The 24,309-nt window shown below is 38.5% G+C and carries 16 protein-coding genes; 10 read left to right on the top strand and 6 right to left on the bottom strand.

What is annotated here, in order from left to right; all coding sequences use genetic code 11:
- Nucleotide 1: 1 nt before the first annotated feature.
- The 7 genes from AC2S94_RS05520 (at nucleotide 2) to AC2S94_RS05550 (ending at nucleotide 10,515) form a co-directional block, all read left to right on the top strand.
- A complete protein-coding gene (locus AC2S94_RS05520) occupies nucleotides 2–967 on the top strand; it encodes a tryptophan 2,3-dioxygenase family protein (RefSeq protein ID WP_484630512.1) in 966 nt (321 codons plus the stop codon).
- Nucleotides 968–971: 4 nt separating this feature from the next.
- Nucleotides 972–2,204 carry a M23 family metallopeptidase gene (locus AC2S94_RS05525; RefSeq protein WP_484630513.1) on the top strand — a complete coding sequence of 411 codons (1,233 nt, stop codon included), beginning with the start codon at nucleotides 972–974 and terminating at the stop codon, nucleotides 2,202–2,204.
- Nucleotides 2,205–3,839 carry a glucose-6-phosphate isomerase gene (gene pgi / locus AC2S94_RS05530; RefSeq protein ID WP_484630514.1) on the top strand — a complete coding sequence of 545 codons (1,635 nt, stop codon included), beginning with the start codon at nucleotides 2,205–2,207 and terminating at the stop codon, nucleotides 3,837–3,839. It abuts the gene before it with no gap.
- A 186-nt stretch (nucleotides 3,840–4,025) separates the two neighbouring features.
- The gene (locus AC2S94_RS05535) at nucleotides 4,026–6,563 is read left to right on the top strand and encodes a TonB-dependent receptor (RefSeq protein WP_484630515.1); all 2,538 of its coding nucleotides are present in this window, start codon (nucleotides 4,026–4,028) and stop codon (nucleotides 6,561–6,563) included.
- 10 nt (nucleotides 6,564–6,573) lie between these two features.
- Nucleotides 6,574–8,289 (top strand): hypothetical protein, encoded by a 1,716-nt coding sequence (locus AC2S94_RS05540; protein ID WP_484630516.1) that lies wholly within the window; start codon nucleotides 6,574–6,576, stop codon nucleotides 8,287–8,289.
- Nucleotides 8,290–8,396: 107 nt separating this feature from the next.
- On the top strand, nucleotides 8,397–10,028 hold the full coding sequence (locus AC2S94_RS05545) for an Ig-like domain-containing protein (RefSeq protein ID WP_484630517.1): 1,632 nt from the start codon (nucleotides 8,397–8,399) through the stop codon (nucleotides 10,026–10,028).
- 49 nt (nucleotides 10,029–10,077) lie between these two features.
- Nucleotides 10,078–10,515: a hypothetical protein gene (locus AC2S94_RS05550; protein WP_484630518.1), complete on the top strand. Its 438-nt coding sequence runs from the start codon at nucleotides 10,078–10,080 to the stop codon at nucleotides 10,513–10,515.
- Between the two features lie 45 nt (nucleotides 10,516–10,560).
- Here AC2S94_RS05550 and AC2S94_RS05555 read toward each other — a convergent pair whose 3' ends face one another.
- A complete protein-coding gene (locus AC2S94_RS05555) occupies nucleotides 10,561–11,640 on the bottom strand; it encodes an endonuclease/exonuclease/phosphatase family protein (RefSeq protein WP_484630519.1) in 1,080 nt (359 codons plus the stop codon).
- A 96-nt stretch (nucleotides 11,641–11,736) separates the two neighbouring features.
- Between AC2S94_RS05555 and AC2S94_RS05560 the strand changes: the two genes are divergently transcribed.
- Nucleotides 11,737–14,550 (top strand): TonB-dependent receptor, encoded by a 2,814-nt coding sequence (locus tag AC2S94_RS05560; protein ID WP_484630520.1) that lies wholly within the window; start codon nucleotides 11,737–11,739, stop codon nucleotides 14,548–14,550.
- 10 nt (nucleotides 14,551–14,560) lie between these two features.
- Complete coding sequence (locus AC2S94_RS05565) at nucleotides 14,561–15,940, top strand: DUF5689 domain-containing protein (protein ID WP_484630521.1); 1,380 nt, start codon at nucleotides 14,561–14,563, stop codon at nucleotides 15,938–15,940.
- Nucleotides 15,941–15,995: 55 nt separating this feature from the next.
- Here the strand turns inward: AC2S94_RS05565 and mfd are convergent, their stop codons facing one another.
- On the bottom strand, nucleotides 15,996–19,379 hold the full coding sequence (gene mfd / locus AC2S94_RS05570; RefSeq protein WP_484630522.1) for a transcription-repair coupling factor: 3,384 nt from the start codon (nucleotides 19,377–19,379) through the stop codon (nucleotides 15,996–15,998).
- A gap of 143 nt (nucleotides 19,380–19,522) precedes the next feature.
- On the opposite strand from mfd, the gene AC2S94_RS05575 reads away from it, so the two are divergent.
- Complete coding sequence (locus AC2S94_RS05575; protein ID WP_484630523.1) at nucleotides 19,523–20,878, top strand: dihydrolipoyl dehydrogenase family protein; 1,356 nt, start codon at nucleotides 19,523–19,525, stop codon at nucleotides 20,876–20,878.
- On the opposite strand, the gene AC2S94_RS05580 is transcribed toward AC2S94_RS05575, so the two are convergent.
- The 4 genes from AC2S94_RS05580 to AC2S94_RS05595 all read right to left on the bottom strand — a co-directional run bounded on the left by AC2S94_RS05580 (nucleotide 20,875) and on the right by AC2S94_RS05595 (nucleotide 24,304).
- Nucleotides 20,875–21,672 (bottom strand): tryptophan-rich sensory protein, encoded by a 798-nt coding sequence (locus tag AC2S94_RS05580; RefSeq protein ID WP_484630524.1) that lies wholly within the window; start codon nucleotides 21,670–21,672, stop codon nucleotides 20,875–20,877. The two genes, AC2S94_RS05575 and AC2S94_RS05580, sit on opposite strands and share 4 nt — an antisense overlap.
- 18 nt (nucleotides 21,673–21,690) lie before the next feature.
- Entirely contained in the window at nucleotides 21,691–22,326 is a 636-nt protein-coding gene (gene pdeM, locus AC2S94_RS05585; RefSeq protein ID WP_484630525.1) for a ligase-associated DNA damage response endonuclease PdeM, read from the bottom strand.
- A complete protein-coding gene (locus AC2S94_RS05590; RefSeq protein ID WP_484630526.1) occupies nucleotides 22,327–23,481 on the bottom strand; it encodes a methionine aminotransferase in 1,155 nt (384 codons plus the stop codon).
- Between the two features lie 79 nt (nucleotides 23,482–23,560).
- Nucleotides 23,561–24,304, bottom strand: coding sequence for a succinate dehydrogenase/fumarate reductase iron-sulfur subunit (locus AC2S94_RS05595; RefSeq protein WP_309562370.1), 744 nt, complete (start codon nucleotides 24,302–24,304; stop codon nucleotides 23,561–23,563).
- Nucleotides 24,305–24,309: the final 5 nt, after the last annotated feature.

Here is a 24,309-nt window from a genome sequence, read left to right on the forward strand (position 1 = left end):
TATGGAGATAAAACCCGAAATCGCGGAACGAATTTTAAAGCTGGAAGAAAAGTTTAGGAATTCGGGACAGGATATGGGTTCTTATCTGGACGGTCTTCTTTACGACCGTTATCTGTCCTACTGGGATTATATAGAGGTAGATACACTTCTAAGTCTTCAAAAAACAAATACGCATTTTCCTGATGAGATGATTTTTATTACATATCATCAGATCACTGAGCTGTATTTCAAGTTAATAATTCACGAGCAAAAGCAAATTATAGAAAGCACGACGCTAACGGCACCGTTCTTTATTGAAAAGCTGAATAGAATAAACCGATATTTCAGAATTCTGATCGATTCTTTCGATGTGATGATTAAGGGAATGGAACGTGAACAATTCCTGAAATTCAGAATGGCGTTACTACCTGCCAGCGGTTTTCAGTCAGCACAATTCAGAATGATTGAATTGTATTCCACGCCTTTAGAAAATCTGGTTTTATCTGAGATTAGGCAGGATTTTTCTTCGGCGAATTCTTCCGAAGAGCTTTACGAGAATATTTACTGGAAAAGAGGTGGTATAGATCTGGAAACAGGCGAGAAAACGCTTACTTTAAAACAATTTGAAAAAAGATACACTCCCCGGTTTTTAAGAATTGCGAACGATGTAAAAGAAAGTACCCTTTACCATCGTTATTTGCAGATGCATGAGGAAGACAGGAATAACGAAGATCTAATTCAGGCATTGCGAAATCTGGATGTGAATGTGAATATCAACTGGTTGTTGATGCATATGGGGGCAGCTTATCGCTATCTTAGCAAGGACAAAACAACCGTGAAAGCAACCGGAGGAACCAACTGGAAAAAATTCCTTCCGCCAAGTTTTCAAAGAATTTCATTCTTCCCGAACCTTTGGTCAAAAGAAGAATTGGAAGATTGGGGAAAACAATGGGTAAATCATACTTTTAATACTGAAAATAAAAAGTAATAAATTGAAAAAATTAAGCTTACTGTTATTGATGATGCTGGCATTGATTGCCTGCAATGATGAAGAAAAAGACCAGGCGGTGAAAGAAGTGAAAAAAGAAAAGCTTCCACCGGTGGAAAAAGAATATGGTTTTGTTCTTAATGATTTTGAAGTGGTTAAAGACACCATTGAGTCTGGTGATAGTTTTGGTTTTATCATGGATCAGAATGGAGTTGGACATGGGAAGGTTTTTGAAATCTCCAATAAAGTAAAAGATACTTTTAATCCAGCCAGGATTACTGCCGGGAAGAAGTATATGATCCTTAAGGCTAAAGATTCTGCCAGAACTCCACAATATTTTATCTATGAGAATGACCTGATAAATTATACAGTAGTTGCGCTGGGAGATAGTATTTATGCACAGAAGAAAAAGCGACCGGTAAGTATCAAAAGGAGAGAAGTTTCCGGGGTGATCACATCTTCACTATCAGAAGCAATGCAGGCGCAGGGTCTTAGTAATCTTTTGGTCTACGAATTATCAAATATTTACCAATGGAGTATTGACTTTTTCAAACTTCAGAAAGGTGATCAATTTAAAATGGTTTATCATGAAAAATATATTGATGACACTATTTTCGCCGGGGTTGAAAAAGTAGATGCAGCTGTTTTCAAACATTCAGACAGGCCTTATTATGCATTCCGATATTTAAGCGATTCCATTTCAGGGAAACCAAGCTTTTATGATAATGAAGCAAAAGCTTTGCAGAGTTTCTTTCTGAAAGCTCCTCTAAATTATTCCAGAATCTCATCGAGATATACTAAAAGACGATTTCATCCGGTGCAAAAGAGATGGAAAGCACATTTAGGTACGGATTACGCTGCACCATACGGTACTCCAATTGTGAGTACGGCTAATGGAACGGTGATCGCTTCCAGTTATACTTCCGGAAACGGAAACTATGTGAAAGTGAGACATAATAGTAAGTATACCACGCAATACCTGCATATGACGAAACGGAATGTTCGTAATGGGCAAACTGTAAAGCAGGGAGACGTGATTGGTTATGTTGGAAGTACCGGACTTGCTACCGGGCCTCACGTTTGCTATCGTTTCTGGGTGAATGGCAGGCAGGTAGATCCTTACCGCCAGAATCTGCCTTCAGCAAAGCATATTGAAGATGAGCTAAAGGATGAATACTTCGCTTACATAGAGCCACTTAAAGAAGAGTTAGAAAAAATTCCCTACAAAAATATATAGATGAAAAATATAAATCCAACCACTACACAAGCCTGGAAGGAATTAGGAGATCATTATAAAAAGATCAGAAATGAGCATATGAAAGATATGTTCAAAAATGATGAAAAGCGTGCGGATAAATTCACGATTCGCTGGGATGATTTCTACGTAGACTTCAGTAAGAATAGAATGACGGAAGATACTCGCAGTTTATTGCTGAAACTGGCAGATGAATGTCATTTGAAAGAGGCAATCGACGATTATTTTTCAGGAGAAGCAATTAACCAGACTGAAAATCGCCCGGTATTGCATACTGCCTTAAGAGCAGATAAAAATGCAGATATTAAAGTTCATGGTGAAAATGTTGTACCTGAAGTTCAGGAGGTGAAAGAAAGGGTAAAGAAGTTCAGTGACGATATCATTGGCGGTAAACGTAAAGGATACACTGGGAAAGCTTTTACTGATGTTGTGAATATTGGAATTGGTGGTTCAGACCTTGGGCCCGTAATGGTGGCTGAAAGTCTCAAGTTTTATAAGAACCATCTTAATGTGCATTTCATTTCTAATGTTGATGGAGATCATGTTCATGAAACCATTAAGGATCTCAATCCTGAAACCACACTTTTCCTGGTGGTTTCCAAGACTTTTACAACGATGGAAACACTTAGCAACGCCACTACGGTTAGAGAATGGTTCTTGAAATCTGTTCCAGAAAAAGAAGTTTCCAAGCATTTTGTGGCAGTTTCTACCAATCTTCAAAAGGTGGAAAATTTTGGGATCGATAGAGAAAACATTTTCCCGATGTGGGATTGGGTTGGCGGAAGATTCTCTCTTTGGAGTGCAGTTGGATTGTCAATTAGCCTGGCCATTGGTTATGATAATTTCGAATCTTTACTCAAAGGAGCCCGAAAAATGGATGATCATTTTAAATCTACTCCGTTTGAAGAAAACCTTCCGGTGCAATTAGCATTGATCAGCATCTGGTATAATAACTTTTTTGAAGCTGAAAGTGAGGCGGTGATTCCTTATTCTCAGTATTTGGATAAATTTCCTTCCTATCTTCAGCAGGCCATTATGGAAAGTAATGGAAAAAGCGTAGACAGAAATGGCGAAAAAGTAGATTATCAAACCGGAACAATTATCTGGGGTGAGCCGGGTACTAACTCGCAGCATGCCTTTTTTCAATTGATCCACCAGGGAACCAAGTTGATCCCGACAGATTTTATCGGTTTCAAGGAATCACTATTTGGAGACCAGTCACACCAGGATAAACTCATGGCGAATTATTTTGCTCAAACCGAAGCTTTACTGAATGGTAAAACCGAAGCTGAAGTGGAAGATGAGCTAACGGCGAAAGCCTTTAGTAAGGAAGAAATAGACAGGATCAAGTCATTCAAGGTTTTTGAAGGAAATAATCCTACGAATACAATACTTTTAGAGAAACTTACGCCTGAAAGTATGGGAAAATTGATCGCTTTATATGAACATAAGATCTTTGTTCAGGGAATTATCTGGAACATATTCAGTTACGATCAATGGGGTGTGGAATTAGGTAAGCAACTTGCTAACAAAATTCTTGCGGAATTCTCAACCAAAGACTTAGATAATCACGATTCCTCTACTAAAAATTTATTAAAATTTTATTTAAGTCAATAATACTCAGTTTGTTAAAAACCTGTTAGTAGTTTTAAAGTGCCTAATATCAGGCACTTTCTTTTTTTATATAGATTTGCAGCGGCAGAATGTTAAAGTTAAATATCTTAACATTTGGATAAAGTATAGTCCCTAGGAATTATCTTTTTTTGCCACGAATTTTTTAATCAAACTCAAACAATTAAACAAATGAGGAAATTATTACTGTTAGCGATGTTATTTGCGTCTGCTACAATTTTTGCTCAAGGAACTGTTACCGGAAAGGTGATCGATCCTGAAATGGATGGCCCTCTTCCTGGTGCCAATGTAATGGTGGTAGGAACTAACACCGGAACAACAACAGATTTTGATGGTAATTTTACGCTTAAAGTTGACCAGGCTTCTGGTAAGATCGAACTTAGTTTTGTGGGTTACAAAACAAAGACCGTAGATTTTTCAGTTAGCAATGGAGCAACAATAGATTTAGGTGAAATCGTACTATCTCCTGATGCTGATGCACTAGACGAAATTGTGGTAACGTCTTTCAACCTTGCAATTGATAGAAAAACTCCTGTGGCGGTTTCAACGATCAGCGCTGCTGAAATTGAAACAAAGATTGGTAACCAGGAATTTCCTGAGGTACTAAAATCTACTCCTGGTGTTTATGCTAACAAAGCTGGAGGTGGTTTTGGAGATGCTGAGCTTCGAATGAGAGGTTTTGAAGGTGAAAACATTGCTGTAATGATCAACGGTGTTCCTGTAAACGACATGGAGAATGGTCGTGTTTACTGGAGTAACTGGGCTGGTCTTTCAGATGTAACAAGAACAATGCAAACTCAAAGAGGTCTAGGAGCTGCTAAAGTTGCTGTACCTTCTATTGGTGGTACTGTAAACATTGTTACTAAAACAACAGATGCAGAAAAAGGTGGAAACATTTACGCTGCCACTGGTAATGATGGATATACAAAATTTGGAGCTACTGTTTCTACAGGAGTTTCTGAAAACGGACTTGCAGCTACCGTATCTGCTTCAAGAACTGTTGGTGATGGTTATGTAGACGGAACTGAATTTATTGGTTACAACTACTTCGTAAACATCGCTAAGGAATTAGGTGATAATCATGAGATCTCTTTCACTGCTTTCGGTGCTCCACAGAGACACGGACAGCGTCAGAACAGACACCTTATTCAAACTTATCGTGAGAGTGACAGAGGAACTAAATTCAATGGAGACTGGGGTTATTTGAATGGCCAGGTTACTCATATTGAAGATAACTTCTACCACAAACCACAAATGTCATTGAACCACTACTGGGATATCAATGAAAGAACTCAATTATCTACTGCTATCTACGCCTCTTTTGGTACTGGTGGTGGAGGTGGATGGGCCGGAACCAACAAATTTGGACTTGATTCTAAGTACAGAGATGGTTACCTACAACCTGTAAACCTTGATCTAATTGTAGATGAGAACGTAGCTAGAGGAGCTGAAGGATCTGAAACTATCCTTAGAGCTTCAAGAAACGACCACAACTGGTTTGGAGGTATTTCAACACTATCTACAGATCTTACTGAAGATATCGAACTTCTTGCAGGTATCGACTTAAGATACTATAAAGGAAAGCACTTCCAGGAAGTAACAGACCTTCTTGGTGGACAGTATTACTTTGATGATTCTAACGTTAATAATCCGGTTAACCTGGCTCAGGTTGGAGATAAGATCAGCTACTGGAACGATGGTATCGTTCTTTGGGAAGGTGGATTCCTTCAGGCTGAGTACTCAAAAGGTGATCTAGATGCATTCGTATCTCTTGCAGCTTCGAATACTTCTTATAAGAGAGTTGATTATTTTAACTACCTAGATTCAGATCCACAGCAGGAAACTGACTTCGTGAACTTCTTTGGATATCAGGTAAAAGGTGGTGCAAACTACAACTTTACTAAGAGCAGCGGTCTTTTTGCAAATATTGGATATTTCGAAAAAGCTCCATTTTTTGACGCAGTTTTCCTTAATTTCGTGAATGACATTAACCCTGATGCTGAAAATCAAAAGATTTTTAGTACTGAACTTGGATATACTTTCAGAAATTCAGTACTTAAGGCTAATGTGAACATTTATAGAACTGTATGGAGCGATAGATCTTTGATCTATTCTTATAACAACCCTGATGGTTCTCTTGGTGTAGCGAACATCTTAGGTGTAAACGCACTTCACCAGGGTCTTGAATTAGACTTTGAGTACCGTCCGTTTGATGGTCTTAGTGTAACTGGTTTCGCATCTTTAGGTGATTTCACCTGGAAAGATAATGTAGAAGGTGTTCAGATCTTTGATGAGGAACAAAACCTTATTGATGAGATCAACCTTTTTATCGAAGACACTAAAGTAGGTGGTACTCCACAAACTACTGCAGGTCTTGGAGTAGATTACGAATTCCTTACAGATATGAGATTCAGAGCGAACTACAACTATTTCGCTGAATTCTATTCTGATTTTGATCCTGTAAGCAGAACTAATCCTGATACTCCAGAAGTATGGAAAACTCCAGATTTCGGAACTCTTGATGTGGGTCTTACTTACGATTTCTCTGTAGCTGGATTTGATGCTACTTTGAATGCGAACGTATATAACATTACTGATACAGAATATATTGCTAATGCACAAAATGGTCTTGGAAACAATGCACGTACAGCCCTTGTATGGTACGGTTTCGGAAGAACTTATACTGTAGGAGCAAAACTTAATTTCTAAAAAAATAACAATGAAAAAGTCATTTAACTATCTATTGGTATTGTTAGGATTGGTTATAGTTAGCTGTAACCCTCTTGATGATATTCATGACGAAATTGACAATGAGCTGGATAGCCAGCTTGCTGTTGCACAGACTGATTACGTTCTTACTGAGGACGATTACGATGATTTAGGGCAAAGTTTTCCTAACTTCAGTTCTGTTGAAGATGCAAGAACTTTGATTCCTTCGCTTCTTTCAGACCTTTACCCAACTTACGGAGATGGTTCTATCATCAACGTTGGTTTCGATCTTTACAATCCATTAAGAGTGAACGATTACACTCTTACTGCTTCAGATTACGAAATGGTAGACCTTAGTGTGGACTATTTTTCTGGAAGAGGAGAGATCATCGATTTTCTTGATGCTAAGTATCCTCAAGCTGAACAGGGAGACTTCGTAGAACTTACTTACAATTTTCTTGCTGAAGAGATCGCTTACTCATTGAATGATGATGATTATGATTTCGTAGGTGAAGAGTTTGGTGAAACTTACCCTGGACCTGCTGGAAATGCTGCTCAATTTGGAAGTTTTGATGTAAGAACTACAAGTGACAATTACTGGAGTGATGACATGCTAGTTGAAGCTTTAGGAGCTGTGATTTCTGAAGAATTCGGAGATGTTGCTGGTCAGAAATACAATGTTTCTTACGCAGTTTACAGCGGAAGCGTTGAAACTAGAAGCATGACTATCCAGTTTGACGGTAATACTTATGTATCTGTTGGAGGAGCTGTTTATGAGTTCTCTGATGAAGATTACGATGCTGTTGGTGCTGAATTCGCTGAAGCTTACCCAGGACCTGCTGGAAACGTTGCAAGATTTGGTTCTTTTGATGTAAGACCAAGCAGTGACAATTTCTGGAGTGAATCTATGCTACTTGAAGCTATTAACTTCACACTTAAAGCTGCTTATCCAGATGCTGAAGATGGAAGCAAATTCGCTGTTTCTTACGCTATCTATAATGGTTCAGTTAGTACTGCTATCATGAACGTGGTTCTTAGCGGTGACGATTATGTAATGGATGCTGAGGCTTCTGTTTCAACTATCGAAGAAACTACAGTATTCGCTTACACTAACGGAAACTGGGATGAGCCATACATGCTTCCTGCAGATTCTTATACAGAAGAATTTGGTCAGAGATTCTCTAACTTCGGTGATGAGGAAGAGGCGCTTATGAAAATAGGAATCTTCTTAGGAAGAGAATTCCCATATGCTCAGGAAGGTGAATACAAAGCTGTAGGATATAGATTCTACAACGGTGAAGCTACAGTTACTGAATATGTGAACTACGTATTTGAAGGTGGTGAGTGGAATGCGATCCCAACGGTAACTTCTGAAACTCTTCAGTTTGGTTACGAAAACGGAATGTGGGTTCCAGATAACACTATTAAGTACACGCTTTCTGGTGACGATTACTCAATCATCGCAGACGCTTTAAGCGGAAACGAAGCACTTGCTACGCAAATCGCAAGTATGGAGCGTTACGGGAACTTTGACCGTCGTCCGGGAGCTTCTGCTTACTGGGATGATGCATCAGTACTTCTTGCAATGCAGGCTTTCTTAAATGAGATCGCTCCTGGAGCAGAAGAAGGACAGAAATACGTATTGACTTTCGATATTTACAATGGAACAAATACAACAGAATCTATCAGCCTTATTAAAGAAGGTGGTGAATGGGTTCGTTTCTAAGTAGAAATTGAATTTCTATAATATTAAAAACCTCTTATCCTTTGGGTAAGAGGTTTTTTAATTCATTGATTTATATGATATTTGCAATCCTGATATAAAAATCTACAATGAAAAAATTTATGTACCTGGCAATGAGTATTGCCATTCTTGGATGTTCTTCAGATGATAGCCCTGCGCCAACTCCAGAACTGCAGCCAACAGTTAAAAACCCAGTTGCTGTAGATGATAGTTTTAGTGCAGTGGAGAATGAAGATGAGATCATTTCTAAAGACGATATTTTAAGTAACGACACGGTAGTAGACAATGCGCTCATTACCGGGTTTGATTCAGAAACGGAAGAAGGAGGAACGGTTGCAGATAATCGCGACGGAACTTTTACTTATTCTCCGGCAGACGATTTTATTGGAGAAGATACTTTTGAATATAATCTTTGTGTTCCTGGAGATAGCGACAGATGTTCTACGGCAACAATTACGATAGTTGTTTCAGATGCCGGTACTCCTGTAGCTCAGGATGATTCCTATGAAACCACAGAAAACCAGTCTTACAATATCACAAATTTCCTGGATAATGATAACCTGGTTGATGGAGCTTCATTAACCGAGATCAATACCGATGGAACTAATGGAACTGTTGAAATTCGTGAAGACGGAAGCTTAAGGTATACTGCGGTAAATGGCTTTTCCGGCGAAGATACTTTTACTTACACGATCTGTGATGATGATGAAACTCCAAATTGTGCTACGGCAACCATTACGATAAATGTTCTGGATGAAGGTGATCCTTCCGCCAGTGATGATGAAGTGGTTGTTGAAAGAGGAGCTTCCAATGTGATTTTTGAAAACTTGCTTTCTAACGATGATCTTACCGATGACGCTGTATTGACTTCAGTAGACGATTCAGGTTCTAATGCAACCATTAGTCTAACAGACGAAGGAACTGTGATGTACACACCTGCAGCCGGATTTACAGGAACAGATTCATTCACCTACACGATCTGTGATGATGATGACACTTGTTCAGAAGCTACGGTAACCGTAACGGTGGTAGACCCTGTTAGTTTTGATATTCCAGATGCTTTGGAAGATTATTATTCAGGAGTGACATTCTCAGTTGATCCAACTTTACTTTACCAGGAGTTATCCAGCTATACAGATGCACAGCATACCAACAGGCTGGAATACTACCAAAGACACGATTATTTATACGATGCAGATGCAGATTTAAATGATGATAGTATGGTAGTTCTAATGTATTCAGGTGAATTGAGACCAGATGATGAATACCAGCTGGGGGACCTTAACGAAGGTGAAACTTATAACACAGAGCATATCTATCCGCAATCTAAACTGAATACCGAAGAGTCTAAAAATGACCTCCACCTGCTTAGAGTTGTAGATGTAGATGTGAATTCTGAAAGATTGAATTATCCATTTACTGATGGTAGTGGAACTTACAAACTAGTGAATGGCGATTCATGGTTTCCGGGAGATGACTGGAGAGGTGACGTTGCCAGGATCGTGATGTATGTGAACTTGAGCTATGGTGATGATTTTGATGAAGTGGGTAATCTCGAGCTTTTCCTAAAATGGAATCGTGAAGATCCTGTTTCGGCATTCGAAATGCAACGTAATAACGTGATTGAAGGTGCTCAGGGGAATAGAAACCCATTTATTGATAATCCATACCTGGCAACCTTAATTTGGGGCGGACAGGCAGCTGAAAATCGCTGGGAATAATACCGATTGCTTTTAGTAATTTAGCAACGACCTAAAAATTAGATTAATTATGTACGAAACTATTCAGTTTATACACTCTTACTGGGCATACCTGGTTTTATTAATGCTTTTGATCGCTAGTTTTAATGCTATTGTTGGTTTTGCAACGAATAAAGAATATTCAGCTACCAATTTCAGAATAGCGCTCTTTACGTTGATCGTTTCTCATATTCAGTTATTGATCGGGATCGTGCTTTACTTTACTACGCCTTATTTCAGCATGTGGGCTGAAGAAGGAATGGGCGGAGTGATGAGCGATGCTACGTTGCGATTATACAATGTGGAGCATCCGTTAATGATGATCATCGCCATTGCTTTGATCACTGTAGGATATTCTAAACATAAAAAGAAACTTACTTCCAGACCAAAATTTAAGATGCTGGCCATTTTTTACGGACTCGCATTTGTGGTGATGCTTTCCAGAATTCCATGGAGTGCATGGTTGTAAACCATTCTTAGAAATTTAAAAAGCCCGGTTATTACCGGGCTTTTTTTATGGATTGTTGATAGGCCTAATTAGATGGATATAAACCGGAAAATGATCGCTGTAACCTCCTTCATACCCCGAATATCCATAGGTTCTGGCCGGATAACCTTTAAATTGACCTGAGTTAGCAACTAAGTAGGCCTGATTAAATATTCCTGCCCTATAAAATTGAAATCCGGAATCACTTTGCCTGACCAGGTTTCCAGTCATAAATATCTGGTCAAAAAGATTCCATGAATCCCTGTATGCTAAACTCCCTTTACCATTTTGAAGCATTTTTTCCATAGGATTGAAAAGATCTGAATTAGACTGAATATCAGCTTTTGCAGCTTTAGTGTTCAGAACTTTCTTAAAACTCTTGTTAGTAGGGTCATCATTAAAATCACCCATGGAGATTATTTTGGAATCTGGATTTATCCGTATTAAAGAGTCGATAATCCTTTTATTAAGATAAGCTGCCTTCTCTCTTTTATAGGCACTTCGGGCCTCACCTCCTCCACGGGACGGCCAGTGATTTACGATGAAATGAATTTCCTCTTTATTCAAAAGTCCGCTTATTACCAACTGATCCCGTGTGTAATCCCTTTTTGATGGATTATCAGTTTCATATATCACTAATTTTCTTGCTTTAGTTTCTAATAGCCTAAAGAATTCTTTTCTATACAATAGAGCAACATCCACGCCTCGCTCATCTGGCGAATCAAAATGCACGATTCCATAAGAATATGCTATTAAGTTGGGATGGTCTGCCAAATCTTCCAATACCTTCCTGTTCTCTACCTCGCAAAGTCCGATAATGGCGGGTGGAGATTTACTTAGATCACTCCCAATTTCGGAAAGTACCCGACTTATATTATCAATCTTCTTTTTATACTTAGCAGTATTCCATACATCTTTTCCGCCCTCAGTTCTATCATCATCAAAAGTATCCGGGTTATCAATCGTGTCGAATAAATTTTCAACATTATAAAAGGCGATCGTCTGGATTTGATATTCTCTGTATTCCTGCCCGCTAGCAGGGTGAAAAAGCAAATATGTACTTATAAATAGTAAGTTTTTGATCAGGCTGTTGCAGTAAATTCTCAAGTTTTTTAAAATTAATTGACTTTTTTAAAGTACTGAAAATAAGTTTATTATATATTTAACCGATAGAATAATTCAATTTTATTTTGGGGCAGATAAATGTACATAAAGGTTGTTTTGGTCTTTGTAGCCATGTTCACAGGCATGTCTTCAAATTCCCAGCAATTTATCTTAGGAGGTAAATTTGTAGATACCTTTACCGAAGTGCCCTTACCACAGGTAAAAGTTTCAGTAGAAAGCGTTTTTTTAGAAACCTATTCCAATTCGGATGGAGAATTTCTATTGGATATAACCAACCTACCGGCCGGTGATTTTATACTTCGAGTAGATAAGCCGGGATATGTTTTGAAACGGATACCATTCAAATCATCAGGTGCGAGTAGGTCATTAGAAACCATTCTATTAGAACCCGATCCTGCTTTTGAATTGATAAATCAGAACACGATTAGTTTATCTGATGCAGAATTACTTTCTGACGAAACAGAATTTGATAACATTTCCGGTATCCTGCAATCCTCCCGTGATGTATTCTTGAATGCAGCTGCTTTCGATTTTAGTCAGACTTTCTTTAGACCGAGAGGTTTGGGATCAGAATATGGAAAAGTGCTCATAAACGGCATGGAAATGAATAAGCTTTACGACGGCAGACCTCAATGGGCTAACTGGGGAGGCTTAAATGATGTTCAGCGTAATCAGGTTTTTTCAAATGGGATTTCCGCAAATGATTATCAATTCGGAGGTCTTGGCGGCACTACCAATATTATCATGAGGGCGTCCAGATATCAGAAAGGCGGAAGGTTGTCAATTTCAGGTGCGAATAGAAGTTACACAGGTCGATTGATGGCAACTTATGCTTCTGGAGAGAAGGATAATGGTTGGTATTATGCGTTGTCAATTGGGAGGAGGTTTGCAGAGGAGGCTTATATAGATGGAACTACCTATAGTTCCAATTCTTTCTTTTTTACTACTGAAAAGAAATTGTCCCAAAATCACTCACTAAATTTATCAGGATTTTATACCCCGAATACAAGGGGGAAGTCCTCAGCTTTAACGGAAGAAATCCTGGAGCTCAAAGGAGCGACCTATAATCCATTTTGGAGTTACCAGGAAGGAAAGATCAGAAACTCCAGAATTAGAGAAACCAAAGAACCTGTATTGATGTTGCACCATTTCTGGCAAATCGCAGAAAATGCAATGCTTTCCTCGGGAATTTCCTATCAGTTTGGGGAAATCTCAAATTCAAGGATAGATTATGGAGGAACAAATTTGGATATTAGTAATGGCCAGACAAGTTATTATGGTGGTGGAATTAATCCTGATCCCTCGTATTACCAGAAATTGCCTTCTTATTTCCTGAGGTTTCCAGATTCTCAAAATTTTGAATCGGCTTACCGGGCTCAAAATGATTTTATTCAAAACGGGCAGCTGGACTGGAATTCACTTTATTCGGCAAATTCCAATTCTGAAAATGCTATTTATACGCTTTCGGAAGACGTAAATAGCGATAGATCAATTCAGTTAAATTCTAATTTTAACTGGAAAATAAATAATAATCTCAGTTTAAATTCCACTTTAAAATATCATTCTTTAACAAGTGAAAATTTTGCCCGGATCAAGGATTTATTAGGTGGAGATGGCTTTCTGGACATAGATGTTTTTGTACGAGATGAGCCCGGATCTGTGTTAGGTCTGGCTGCCCAGAGTGATCTCCAAAACCTCAATAAAATAGTATCTGAAGGGGAACGATATAAATATGAATATTTGATCGATGCAGAAGAAACTGAAATATTTAACCAGCTGCAATGGTCGCTAAGAAAATTTGAATTTTACCTCGCTGGAAATATTGAATCTGTTAAGTATCAGCGAACAGGTATTTATCAAAATGGAGTTTTTCCTGAAAATTCGCTTGGAAAAGGGGAGGCAGTAAATCTCTTCAACTACGGAATAAAAAGCGGTGCTATTTTCAAAATTTCAGGAAGACAGAATTTTGAATTGAATACTGCCTTTTTCACCAAGGCGCCTGGATTCCGAAATGTATTTATCAACCCTAGGCAGAATGACTTTTTAGTCGGTAACTTAAATAATGAAAAAATTCTTTCCGGAGATCTGTCTTACAGGTTTAGATCCTCTTTTCTGAATTTTAGAATAACCGGATTTTTCACCGAAATCGCTGATATTACGGAAGTTTCATATTATTTCGCAGAAGGGTTGTCCGGTTTGGAACAGGAAAATACTACCGCTTTTGTTCAGGAAGTATTAACGGGAATGGACAAAAAATACTACGGACTTGAAGTAGGCGCCGAGTCCCAGGTGACATCTACAATAAAATTGAAGACGGCTCTTGCTTTAGGAGAATATTTATATGCCAATAATCCTGACTTATCGCTCTATTCTGCAAGCTTTGACCAGCCGCTAAATTTCGGAAAGGCATACTTAGAAAATTACCATCTGGCTGGAGGACCACAAACCGCTGCCCAAATTGGGTTTGAATATCGTGATCCCGATTTTTGGTGGTTTGGAATTTCCCTGAATTATTTCGCTAACGGATTTGTTGATATAAATCCCCTAAACCGCACGGTAAATTTTCAGCAGGATTATGATGGTTTGCCATTGCTGGATTATAATCCAGAGATTGCCCGGCAATTACTGAAGCAGGAAAAGTTTGATGATTATTATCTGACAAACCTGGTAGGCGGAAAGTCCTGGAGAATTAAGGATAAATACTTGGGAAGTTTTCTAAGTCTGAATAACATTTTTGGAATCTTTTACAAAAGTGGTGGTTATGAACAGGCGCGGAATTCCAATTACAGAAATTTAAAGGAAGACCAGGATCGGGAATTACCTCTTTTTTCAAATAGATACTGGTTTGGCCAGGGAATTACCTTTTTTGCTAATGTGTATTTGAGATTTTAAATGATGGACGATGAAGAATATTAGATTTTTAAGCTATTTGGTTTTCACCCTGTTTTTTAGTTGCGTTAAAACAGATGATTTTGAATTACCGGATTTGGCGATTAATGAAGTGGAAATTGAGGGCAATCAAACCAACATAGCATCAGTTAAAGGAAATTTCAACTTTTCCACAGAAGCGATCTATACTTTTAATGATACTGATACCTGGTTTGAAGCTTATGTAATTTCCGATGATGCCGGCGGGAATTTTTATAAGGAATTGATAGTTCAGGATAAACCTGAAAATCCAACTTCAGGTATACAGATTTTGGTAGACCATAACTCTCTATTCGAAACATATAATTTCGGTAGAAAGATCTATGTCAAACTTGACGGATTGAGCTTAGGATATAACAATGGAGTTCTTCAACTAGGTATTCAGAATAGGGGAGATGTAGTGGCAATTCCTAATTCTCTGATAGATGAACATATTTTCAGAACTGAAGTAACCGCAGAGATCAAACCGCTTCAGATAAATTTATCAGATCTGAATCCTGATCTTAAAAATCTATATGTAAAAATTGATGAAGTTCAATTTGATCGAAATTTAGTCAGGGAAAATCAAGTGTATTCTTTTGCTTCCAGCCCTTCAGATCAATATGATGGTGAGCGGCAACTGGAAAGTTGTAATACTGGTGAAACAATCCTGATGAGTACGAGTACTTTTTCAAATTTTAAAATGCTTCTTATTCCTAAGGGTTCCGGTAGTATTGAAGGAATTCTAACGCGTGATTTCTATGATGAACATTTCGTGATCGTAGTTAATTCTCCCGGCGCTCTGCAGATGAATGAAGAACGTTGTGATACCGATTTTCTGGATTGTGGTAATAATTTTTCTGAAGGATCAAAAATACTTTTTGAAGAGAATTTTGAAGGAGTAACATCAAATACCACCTTAAATAGTAGGGGATGGACGAATGTTAATGTAAGTGGAGGCGAGAAGAAATTTACCCCAACCCTTTCTTCCGGAAACAGGATTTTAAGGATTTCAGCATATAATACGGTAGAGAGTCCTTTAGAAGCATGGCTGGTTACCCCGGCTATTGATCTCAATAATTCTGAGATGGAAATGCTGAGCTTTGATATTCTTTCCTCTTATGATAAAGGGTTGATTCTTGAAGTTTTCATCACCCAGGATTTTACCGGAAATCCTGAAGAAACTGAATGGGTTGAATTGGATGCGAATATTCCTTTAGGACCTTCAAGTTCTAATGCTACTATTTTTAAAAATTCAAGTATAGATATCTCCTGCCTGGAAGGTGAAATATGGATCGGTTTCAGATATCTTGGTTCTACTTATGATAAAACCACAACTTATGACCTGGATAATATTCGCGTAACTGGAAATTAAAAAGCTCCCTTGCTATCATTGCAAAGGAGCTTTCTAAAGAATTTGTTTAATTATTTTATTCTGCTTCTACAGGCTCTTCTTTTTTTCTGAAGTCTAATGGCTGTAAAACTTTTAAAGCTTTATCTACCGAGTTGATCTTGTCAAAGGTGAGCAAGAGTTTTAAGCCGCCACGGGTTTCTTTTTCTTTCATCGTGCAATTCTGCCTGTGCGTTTGTACGTATTGAAGCACTTTCGTGAAATTATTGGTCTGGTAGAACCTTGATTTCTGGTCGGCGATAAAATAACCAACCATTTTGTTCTTTTTCATCACCACTCTTTCCAGCCCAATCTTTGCAGCGATCCATTTGATTCTAACTGAATTCAGTAAATCTACAGCCTGGGTTGGCAGTTCCCCAAACCTGTCTACCAGTTCACCCTCAAATTTCTGAAGTTCTTCCTCGGTTTTCAGCTCGTTCAGCTTGGTATATAAATTCAGTCTTTCCGTGATGTTATTAATGTAGTCATCAGGGAATAAAAGTTCAAAATCAGTATCTATCTGGGTGTCTTTTACAAAATCCTTCTGCTCTACATCTTCAGTTTCAGCATAAAGATCCCTAAATTCATTTTCTTTTAATTCCTCGATCGCTTCGTTCAGAATTTTTTGATAAGTATCAAATCCAATATCATTTATAAATCCGCTTTGCTCACCTCCTAAAAGGTCACCAGCCCCACGAATTTCTAGATCTTTCATGGCGATATTGAATCCGCTTCCCAATTCTGAAAATTGCTCCAATGCGGTAATTCGCTTTCTCGCGTCTTCGGTCATTGCTGAATATGGCGGAGTAATAAAATAACAGAAAGCTTTCTTGTTACTTCTTCCAACCCGGCCACGCATCTGGTGAAGGTCTGAAAGTCCAAAATTATTAGCATTATTGATAAATATGGTATTTGCTTCAGAAACGTCCAACCCACTTTCAACAATGGTTGTTGAGACAAGTACATCAAATTCTCCGTTGATAAAGCTCAGCATCAGTTTCTCCAGTTTCTTACCTTCCATTTGCCCGTGTCCCACGCCAATTTTTGCATCTGGGACCAGTCGCTGTATCATCCCGGCAACTTCTTTAATATTCTCCACTCTGTTGTGAATAAAGAAAACTTGCCCGCCACGCTGAATTTCATAAGAAACTGCATCCCGAATGGTTTCTTCAGAAAAACGTATCACATGACTTTCAATAGGATATCGGTTAGGTGGAGGAGTGGTGATCGTGGAAAGATCCCTCGCAGCCATTAGACTGAATTGCAGCGTTCTTGGAATTGGAGTGGCCGTTAACGTTAGCGTATCCACATTTTCCTTGATTGTTTTCAGCTTGTCTTTTACAGCTACCCCAAATTTCTGTTCTTCATCCACGATGAGTAAACCAAGATCCTTGAATTTTACCGCTTTACTAACCAGTTGGTGAGTTCCAATAATGATATCAACTTTACCATCTTCGAGATCTGCCAGCGTTTGTTTTCTTTCTTTGGCGGTTCTAAATCTATTCAGGTAATCTATACGAACCGGAAAATCTTTCAGCCTTTCTGAAAATGTCTGGTGATGCTGAAATGCCAGAATCGTAGTTGGAACCAAAACCGCTACCTGCTTGTTATTGTCTACCGCCTTAAATGCCGCCCTGATGGCAATTTCAGTTTTACCAAACCCAACATCTCCACATACAAGGCGATCCATGGGGCGTTCATTTTCCATATCGGCTTTTACAGCCGCGGTAGCTGAACTTTGATCTGGCGTATCTTCATACATGAATGAAGCTTCGAGCTCATGCTGTAAATAAGAATCCGGGTCGTATTTAAAGCCCTTTTCCATTCTTCTTTTCGCATAGAGCTTAATAAGATCGTAAGCGATATGCTTAACCCTTGCTTTGGTCTTTTTCTTTAAATTCTTCCAGGCATTACTTCCCAGTTTATAGATCTTGGGAGGCTTCCCATCTTTCCCATTGAATTTAGAGATCTTATGTAAAGAGTGAATGCTTAAATAAAGGATATCGCGTTCGCCATAAATCAGCTTGATCGCTTCCTGTTTCTTGCCTTCCACGTCTATTTTCTGAAGTCCGCCAAACTTCCCGATCCCGTGATCAATATGCGTTACATAATCTCCTACCTCAAGATTGGTCAGTTCTTTTAAGGTGATCGCCTGCTTTTTAGCATAGCCATTCTTCAAATGAAATTTATGGTAACGCTCAAATATCTGGTGATCTGTATAACAAACGGTTTTAGAATCTTCATCGATAAAGCCCTGGAACATTGAAAATACAGGAGTCTGATATTTCACTTCTTTCTCCTGATCTTCAAAAATATCGTGAAATCGCCTTGCCTGTTGTTCACTTACGCAGCAAATAAAATTGGTATAACCTGCTTCCTGATTTTCAACCAGGTTTTCAATGAGCAATTCAAATTGTTTATTGAAAGAAGGCTGCGGCTTTGTATTAAAAACAATGCTTTTATCGGTTTTTAAAAATGCCTGCGTGCTTAATTCTACGGAAGAATAGTCCAGAAGTTGCTTTTTAATCAACTCCCCGTTACAAAACAATTCTTCCGGCGCACTGTGCTTTACATCTTCTGAAAGTTGTTTAAAAGCCTCCTCAGCTTTTTTATAAAGTTTATCGGCCTGAGCCGAAAGTAAGTCCAGGTTTTTTATGAAAACAATCGTCTTTGCTGAAATATACTTGAGAAAACTTTCTCTAACTTCGTCCAAATGCTTGTTTTCTACATTCGGCATTACCGAGATCTTCTTCTTTTTATCTGTTGAAAGCTGTGTTTCCACATCAAAAGTCCTGATACTATCTATTTCATCGCCAAAAAATTCAATTCTATAAGGTTCATCATGACTGAATGAGAAAACATCGATAATTCCTCCACGAACCGAAAATTCTCCCGGTTCGGTTACAAAATCTACTCTTTTGAACTGGTATTCAAAAAGCACTTCATTAACAAAATCAATAGAAAGCTCATCTCCAACTGTTATTTTCAGGGTGCTTCTATCCAGTTCTTTTCTGGTAACCACTTTTTCGAATAAAGCATCCGGATAAGTAACGATTAGCGCTGGTTTTTTCCTTGAATTTACCCGGTTAAGAACTTCTGCCCTTAAAAGCACGTTGGCATTATCAGTCTCCTCGATTTGATAAGGCCTGCGGTAACTACCGGGATAGAATAGCACGTTTTTTTCTCCTACTAGCTGTTCCAGATCGTTCAGGTAATAAGCGGCTTCTTCTTTGTCGTTAAAGATCAGTAGAAAGGGATGTTCAGATTCTTTGAAAGCATTTGAAACCACAAATGATAACGCGGAACCAACAAGACCTTTTAAATGAATATTTGGATGATTTTTTTCGGAAGAGGCAATAGCATTTTGCAGTTCTTGCTGTTGCGAGGACTGTGCAAATTTCTGGGCGATAAGACTTGTACTCATTACGGCAAATATAATTTCATACAAATTGCCTTACAACCAGTTAAATGATATTTAACGATTAAATAGCATTTTAAATATTTACCATTTTTCTAACGTAGAATGGCTTGAAACTTATCTATTTTCACTCAAAATGAGTAAGTATTATGGGTATCGAAAAGTTTGATGTATTTGTTATAGGCACCGGAACAGCGGGAAAAAGTGTTGCCAAGGAATGTGTAAAGGCTGGTTTGAGAGTGGCTATCGCTGATAATCGCGAATATGGAGGGACCTGTGCAAATCGAGGCTGTGATCCTAAAAAAGTTCTGGTGGGACTTACTGAAATCATGAACAGGGCAGAGAAGATGAAGGGTTATGGTATTGCTGAAATGCCCAAAATAAGCTGGAAAGATCTGCAGAATTTCAAGAAAAAATTTACCGAAGCTGTTCCAGCAGCGACTGAAAATGATTTGGAAGCCCTCGGAATCAAAATGTATCACCAGTCGCCTAAATTCATTGATGAAAATACTATTTCTGTAGAAGGTAAAACGGTGATCTTCGAAAAGCTCGTGATCGCCACGGGAAATAAACCATTAGAATTGTCTATTCCCGGAAGAGAATTGCCTATTACAAGCGATGATTTCCTAGATCTTGAAGAATTGCCTGAAAGCATGATTTTTATCGGTGCGGGCTATATCGGGATGGAATTTGCTCATATTGCAGCTCGCTGTGGAGTTGAAGTTACCGTAATTGACGGAGAATCTGCACCTCTTAGCAATTTTGATCAGGATATGGTAAAATACCTGACCGAATGTTCGGAAAAGCTGGGTATTAAATTTATTTTCAATGCTCGCGTAAGCGAGGTAGAAAAACTTCAAAAGAATTACCGTGTCATGGCAGATCAAAATGGTAAGGAGATTTCTATCAAGGCCAGATGTGTGGTAAATGCTGCGGGAAGAGTACCCTCTATAGACGAACTGGAGTTGAAAAAAGGAAATGTAGAATTTTCTAATAAGGGGATTACGGTAAATAAGAATCTGCAAAGTATAAGTAACAAGAATGTTTACGCCTGCGGAGATGTTTCAAATAGTGAAGGTTTACCTTTAACTCCGTTAGCATCTCAGGAAGCAAGAGTAGTGACAGCCAATATTCTTGACCTTGACAGGCCTCATGAATATGATTATCCGCCGCAGCCTTCAGTAGTATTCACGCTACCAAATTTAGCTTCAGTTGGGCTTAATGAAAAACAGGCCAGAGAAAAGGGTTATGATTTTAGAGTCGAAACCAACAATGTCCCCAAATGGTTCAATGCAAAACGTATCAATGATGATATTTATGCTTATAAAACTCTGGTAGACAAAGAAAGCGGACTGGTTCTTGGTGCGCATTTGGTAAGTAATGAAGCCAGTGAAACCATCAATATGTTCGTGATGGCTATGTGTGGAAAACTGGATTGCAGGACTTTAAAAGGCATGATCTTTACCTATCCAAGCTGGTCCAGTGATATTAAATCTATGATCTAGAGGCTTTCGCCTTGCGTCAATTTATACATTGGGTTAGACTTTCTGTTCTTGAAACCATGGTATCCCGCATAAAGGGCTAAAATGATTGCTCCACCAAGAGCGACATTTGCGATTAATTCCTGGCCTTCCAGATGTCTCACATAGATCGCGATTAATGCCCAGATTCCTACGGCAGCAAATTCACGCATGTTACGCAGATAGATCATTAATAAATTTAGGATAACTGCGACCGTGATCATAATCAAAGTCCATTGAACTTCTGAAAATATTGCACCATCCCAACCGCTTTCAATAAGCCAGGCAGCAACATTTGCAATACTGGCAACTGCAATCCACCCTGAAAACAGGCAAATAGGCCACCAGTAAAATGCGATTGTTTTGAATGGTGCGTCCCAGGTTTCCATGTTATTGTTTAAAATTAGCTTAGAAAGCTTAGCCATGACAAGAAACATCAGTACAACAGACATTCCTGTAAAATCGTATAGCCAGGTTACGGTCCATAGAGCTGTTCCTATGTTTGCTACAATGAACCAGAAAGAAGAATTTTTTATGAAATCTGTGTATTTACCATTTGTAAATGCCTGATAGATCATAAAAATAGAGGAGGCGAGAAGGCTGAAAAATATTAATCCCCATATAGAAAACGCGTAATCTGCCGGGGTAAAAAGATTTGAATATTTGTCGCTAACTTCTCCAATCGTGGTGTTATTGATCCTGCCTGTTTGTGCATAAAAATTTATGACGATATTCAAGAGGACTGAAAGAAAATTTAAAACGGCTAATTTTTTTATCATTTTAGGGTCGATTGTAGGTTAATTAACGGGGATTACTTCTTTACCGGTAATTGCGAAAACTCGATCTCCATCTTCCGGTTCCATAAAATAATTACCGGTAAACTCTCCAAAAGCTGGTAAGATCATTTGATCCTGACTCTTGAAAAAGCAAGATAGTTTTAAAATTTGTCTTCCATTTCCCCTCATCTTAAATCCTGGATGAATATGTCCGCAGATATTAAAATGGCCCTCCGTTTTTTCAGGGTGATGACTTAGATGAAAACCATCAACTTTAACGTCTGAAAATATCTTTATTCCTAGTTCTTCATATTTCAGAGGTGAAATAATATCATGATTTCCTGCAATTAGATATACCTGGTTGTCTATATTGTTAACCCATTCTTCGAACATATTCCACTCCATATTCAAGGAACTATGGAATAGATCTCCTAGAAAAACAATATGCTCTGGATCAAAATCCCTTCGAAGAATATCCAGTTTTCTAAAGTTTTCGGCGATCGCTTTAAATGGAACGGCGCTGCCATGTTTTCTAAAGTGCGAAACTTTTCCAAGATGAACATCGGCCACTAAAAGAACTTCCTGTTCTGGCCAGTAGGCGGCTCCAAAAGGATGTAATACAAAATCCTGATTCCGGATCTTAATATTCAAGCTCATCTATAATTTACAAAGTATTTCCGCCGCCTTTTCCAGCGTTTCATCTGTCTTTGCAAAACAGAATCTCAACTGGCTGTTATCCTTCTCGTTAATATTAAAGACAGAAACCGGAATGGATGCCAATCCGTATTCTTTTACTAATCTTTCGGCGAAATTTACGTCATTTTCGTCGGTTATTCCAGAAAAATTTAAAAGCTGGTAATAGGTCCCTTTAGATGGTGAGTAGGTAAATTTGGAATCTTTTATAAGATTCAGAAAAAGATCCCGTTTGGTTTGATAAAATTTAGAGAGTTCCAGATAATTCTCCGGATTCTTAAGGTATTTGGCATACGCGCGTTGCATTGGATGATTTACAGAAAAAACCGTGACCTCATGAATTTTTCTAATTTCCTTCATCAATTTTTCAGGAGCGACGCAATAACCAGTCTTCCAGCCAGTATTATGAAAAGTCTTTCCGAAAGAAGCGCAAACAATAGATCTTTCTGCCAGTTCCGGAAATTTTGAGGCACTTTGATGCTGCTCCTTATCAAATATTAGATGTTCATAGACTTCATCGCTTAAGAGAATGATATTGGTGCCGGAAAGAATTTCCTTTAACTGCAGCATATCTTTTTCCGAAAGGATAGTTCCGGTTGGGTTATGCGGGGTATTAATGATGACCATTCGGGTGTTTGAAGTGATGGCCGACTTTACTTCTTCCCAATCCACTTCATAATTTTCGCCCTTTAATTGAATCTGCACCGGAATACCTCCACTTAATTTGACTGTTGGTTCGTAGGTGTCATAAGCCGGTTTCAAAACGATCACCTCATCGCCTTTCTGCACAAAAGCGGTTATGGCAGCATAAAGAGCTTCCGTAGCGCCGGATGTCACGGTAACCTCGGAATTTACATCATACTTTTTTCCGTACAGAGATTTAATCTTTGCGGATATCTGCTCTCTTAATTCCTGTACGCCGGTATCTGGAGGATATTGATTATACCCATCATTCATGGCCTGCGTAACCAGATCTTTTAATTCCTGATCTGTTTCAAAATTTGGAAATCCCTGCGATAGATTTATGGCATTATGATCGTTCGCCATTTTACTCATTACTGAGAAAATACTGGTCTTTGTTCCGGGTAATTTTGAGTTGATCTTAGATATTGCAGACATTCATCAATTTTTAAATAAAATGCATAAAAAAACCCGGACTACAAAGTCCGGGCTTGTCTATATTCAAATTAATAGCAAATTACTTCACGCTCGCTTTTAAATATTCTCTGTTCATTCTTGCGATGTTCTCTAAAGAAATTCCTTTAGGACATTCGATTTCACAGGCGCCGGTATTGGTACAGTTACCAAATCCTTCTTTGTCCATTTGCTCCACCATTTGCAGAACTCTACGGTCTGCTTCAACTTCACCCTGTGGAAGAAGTGCAAACTGGCTCACTTTCGCAGAGGTAAATAACATGGCACTAGCATTCTTACAGGCAGCTACACAAGCTCCACATCCAATACATGTTGCCGCGTAGAAAGACATATCAGCATTTTCTTTTTCTACTGGAATTGAGTTGGCATCCTGAGTATTTCCCGAAGTATTCACAGAAATATATCCACCAGCCTGCTGAATCCTGTCAAAAGCGCTACGATCTACTACCAAATCCTTAATTACAGGAAATGCTTTAGCTCTGAAGGGTTCAATGACGATAGTATCACCGTCTTTGAATCTTCTCATGTGTAACTGGCAGGTTGTAACTCCGCGATCTGGTCCATGTGGTTCTCCATTGATCTGAAGATTACATGATCCACAAATTCCCTCACGACAGTCGTGATCAAAAGCTACAGGTTCATCTCCTTTTTCGATAAGTTGCTCGTTAAGAACATCCATCATTTCAAGAAAAGACATATCCGTAGAAATGTCTGAAACCTGATAGGTTACCATTTTTCCTTTTGTATCGGCGTTTTTCTGACGCCATATTTTTAGTGTAAGGTTCATACTTT

This window comes from Christiangramia pacifica (assembly GCF_057221535.1).

Excerpts from the sequence above, each read along its gene's own strand:
- AC2S94_RS05520 (WP_484630512.1), top strand. The coding sequence starts at position 2 with ATGGAGATAAAACCCGAAATCGCGGAACGAATTTTAAAGCTGGAAGAA.
- pgi (WP_484630514.1), top strand. The coding sequence starts at position 2,205 with ATGAAAAATATAAATCCAACCACTACACAAGCCTGGAAGGAATTAGGA.
- AC2S94_RS05535 (WP_484630515.1), top strand. The coding sequence starts at position 4,026 with ATGAGGAAATTATTACTGTTAGCGATGTTATTTGCGTCTGCTACAATT.
- AC2S94_RS05540 (WP_484630516.1), top strand. The coding sequence starts at position 6,574 with ATGAAAAAGTCATTTAACTATCTATTGGTATTGTTAGGATTGGTTATA.
- AC2S94_RS05545 (WP_484630517.1), top strand. The coding sequence starts at position 8,397 with ATGAAAAAATTTATGTACCTGGCAATGAGTATTGCCATTCTTGGATGT.
- AC2S94_RS05550 (WP_484630518.1), top strand. The coding sequence starts at position 10,078 with ATGTACGAAACTATTCAGTTTATACACTCTTACTGGGCATACCTGGTT.
- AC2S94_RS05560 (WP_484630520.1), top strand. The coding sequence starts at position 11,737 with ATGTACATAAAGGTTGTTTTGGTCTTTGTAGCCATGTTCACAGGCATG.
- AC2S94_RS05565 (WP_484630521.1), top strand. The coding sequence starts at position 14,561 with ATGAAGAATATTAGATTTTTAAGCTATTTGGTTTTCACCCTGTTTTTT.
- mfd (WP_484630522.1), bottom strand. The coding sequence starts at position 19,379 with ATGAGTACAAGTCTTATCGCCCAGAAATTTGCACAGTCCTCGCAACAG.
- AC2S94_RS05575 (WP_484630523.1), top strand. The coding sequence starts at position 19,523 with ATGGGTATCGAAAAGTTTGATGTATTTGTTATAGGCACCGGAACAGCG.
- AC2S94_RS05580 (WP_484630524.1), bottom strand. The coding sequence starts at position 21,672 with ATGATAAAAAAATTAGCCGTTTTAAATTTTCTTTCAGTCCTCTTGAAT.
- pdeM (WP_484630525.1), bottom strand. The coding sequence starts at position 22,326 with ATGAGCTTGAATATTAAGATCCGGAATCAGGATTTTGTATTACATCCT.
- AC2S94_RS05590 (WP_484630526.1), bottom strand. The coding sequence starts at position 23,481 with ATGTCTGCAATATCTAAGATCAACTCAAAATTACCCGGAACAAAGACC.
- AC2S94_RS05595 (WP_309562370.1), bottom strand. The coding sequence starts at position 24,304 with ATGAACCTTACACTAAAAATATGGCGTCAGAAAAACGCCGATACAAAA.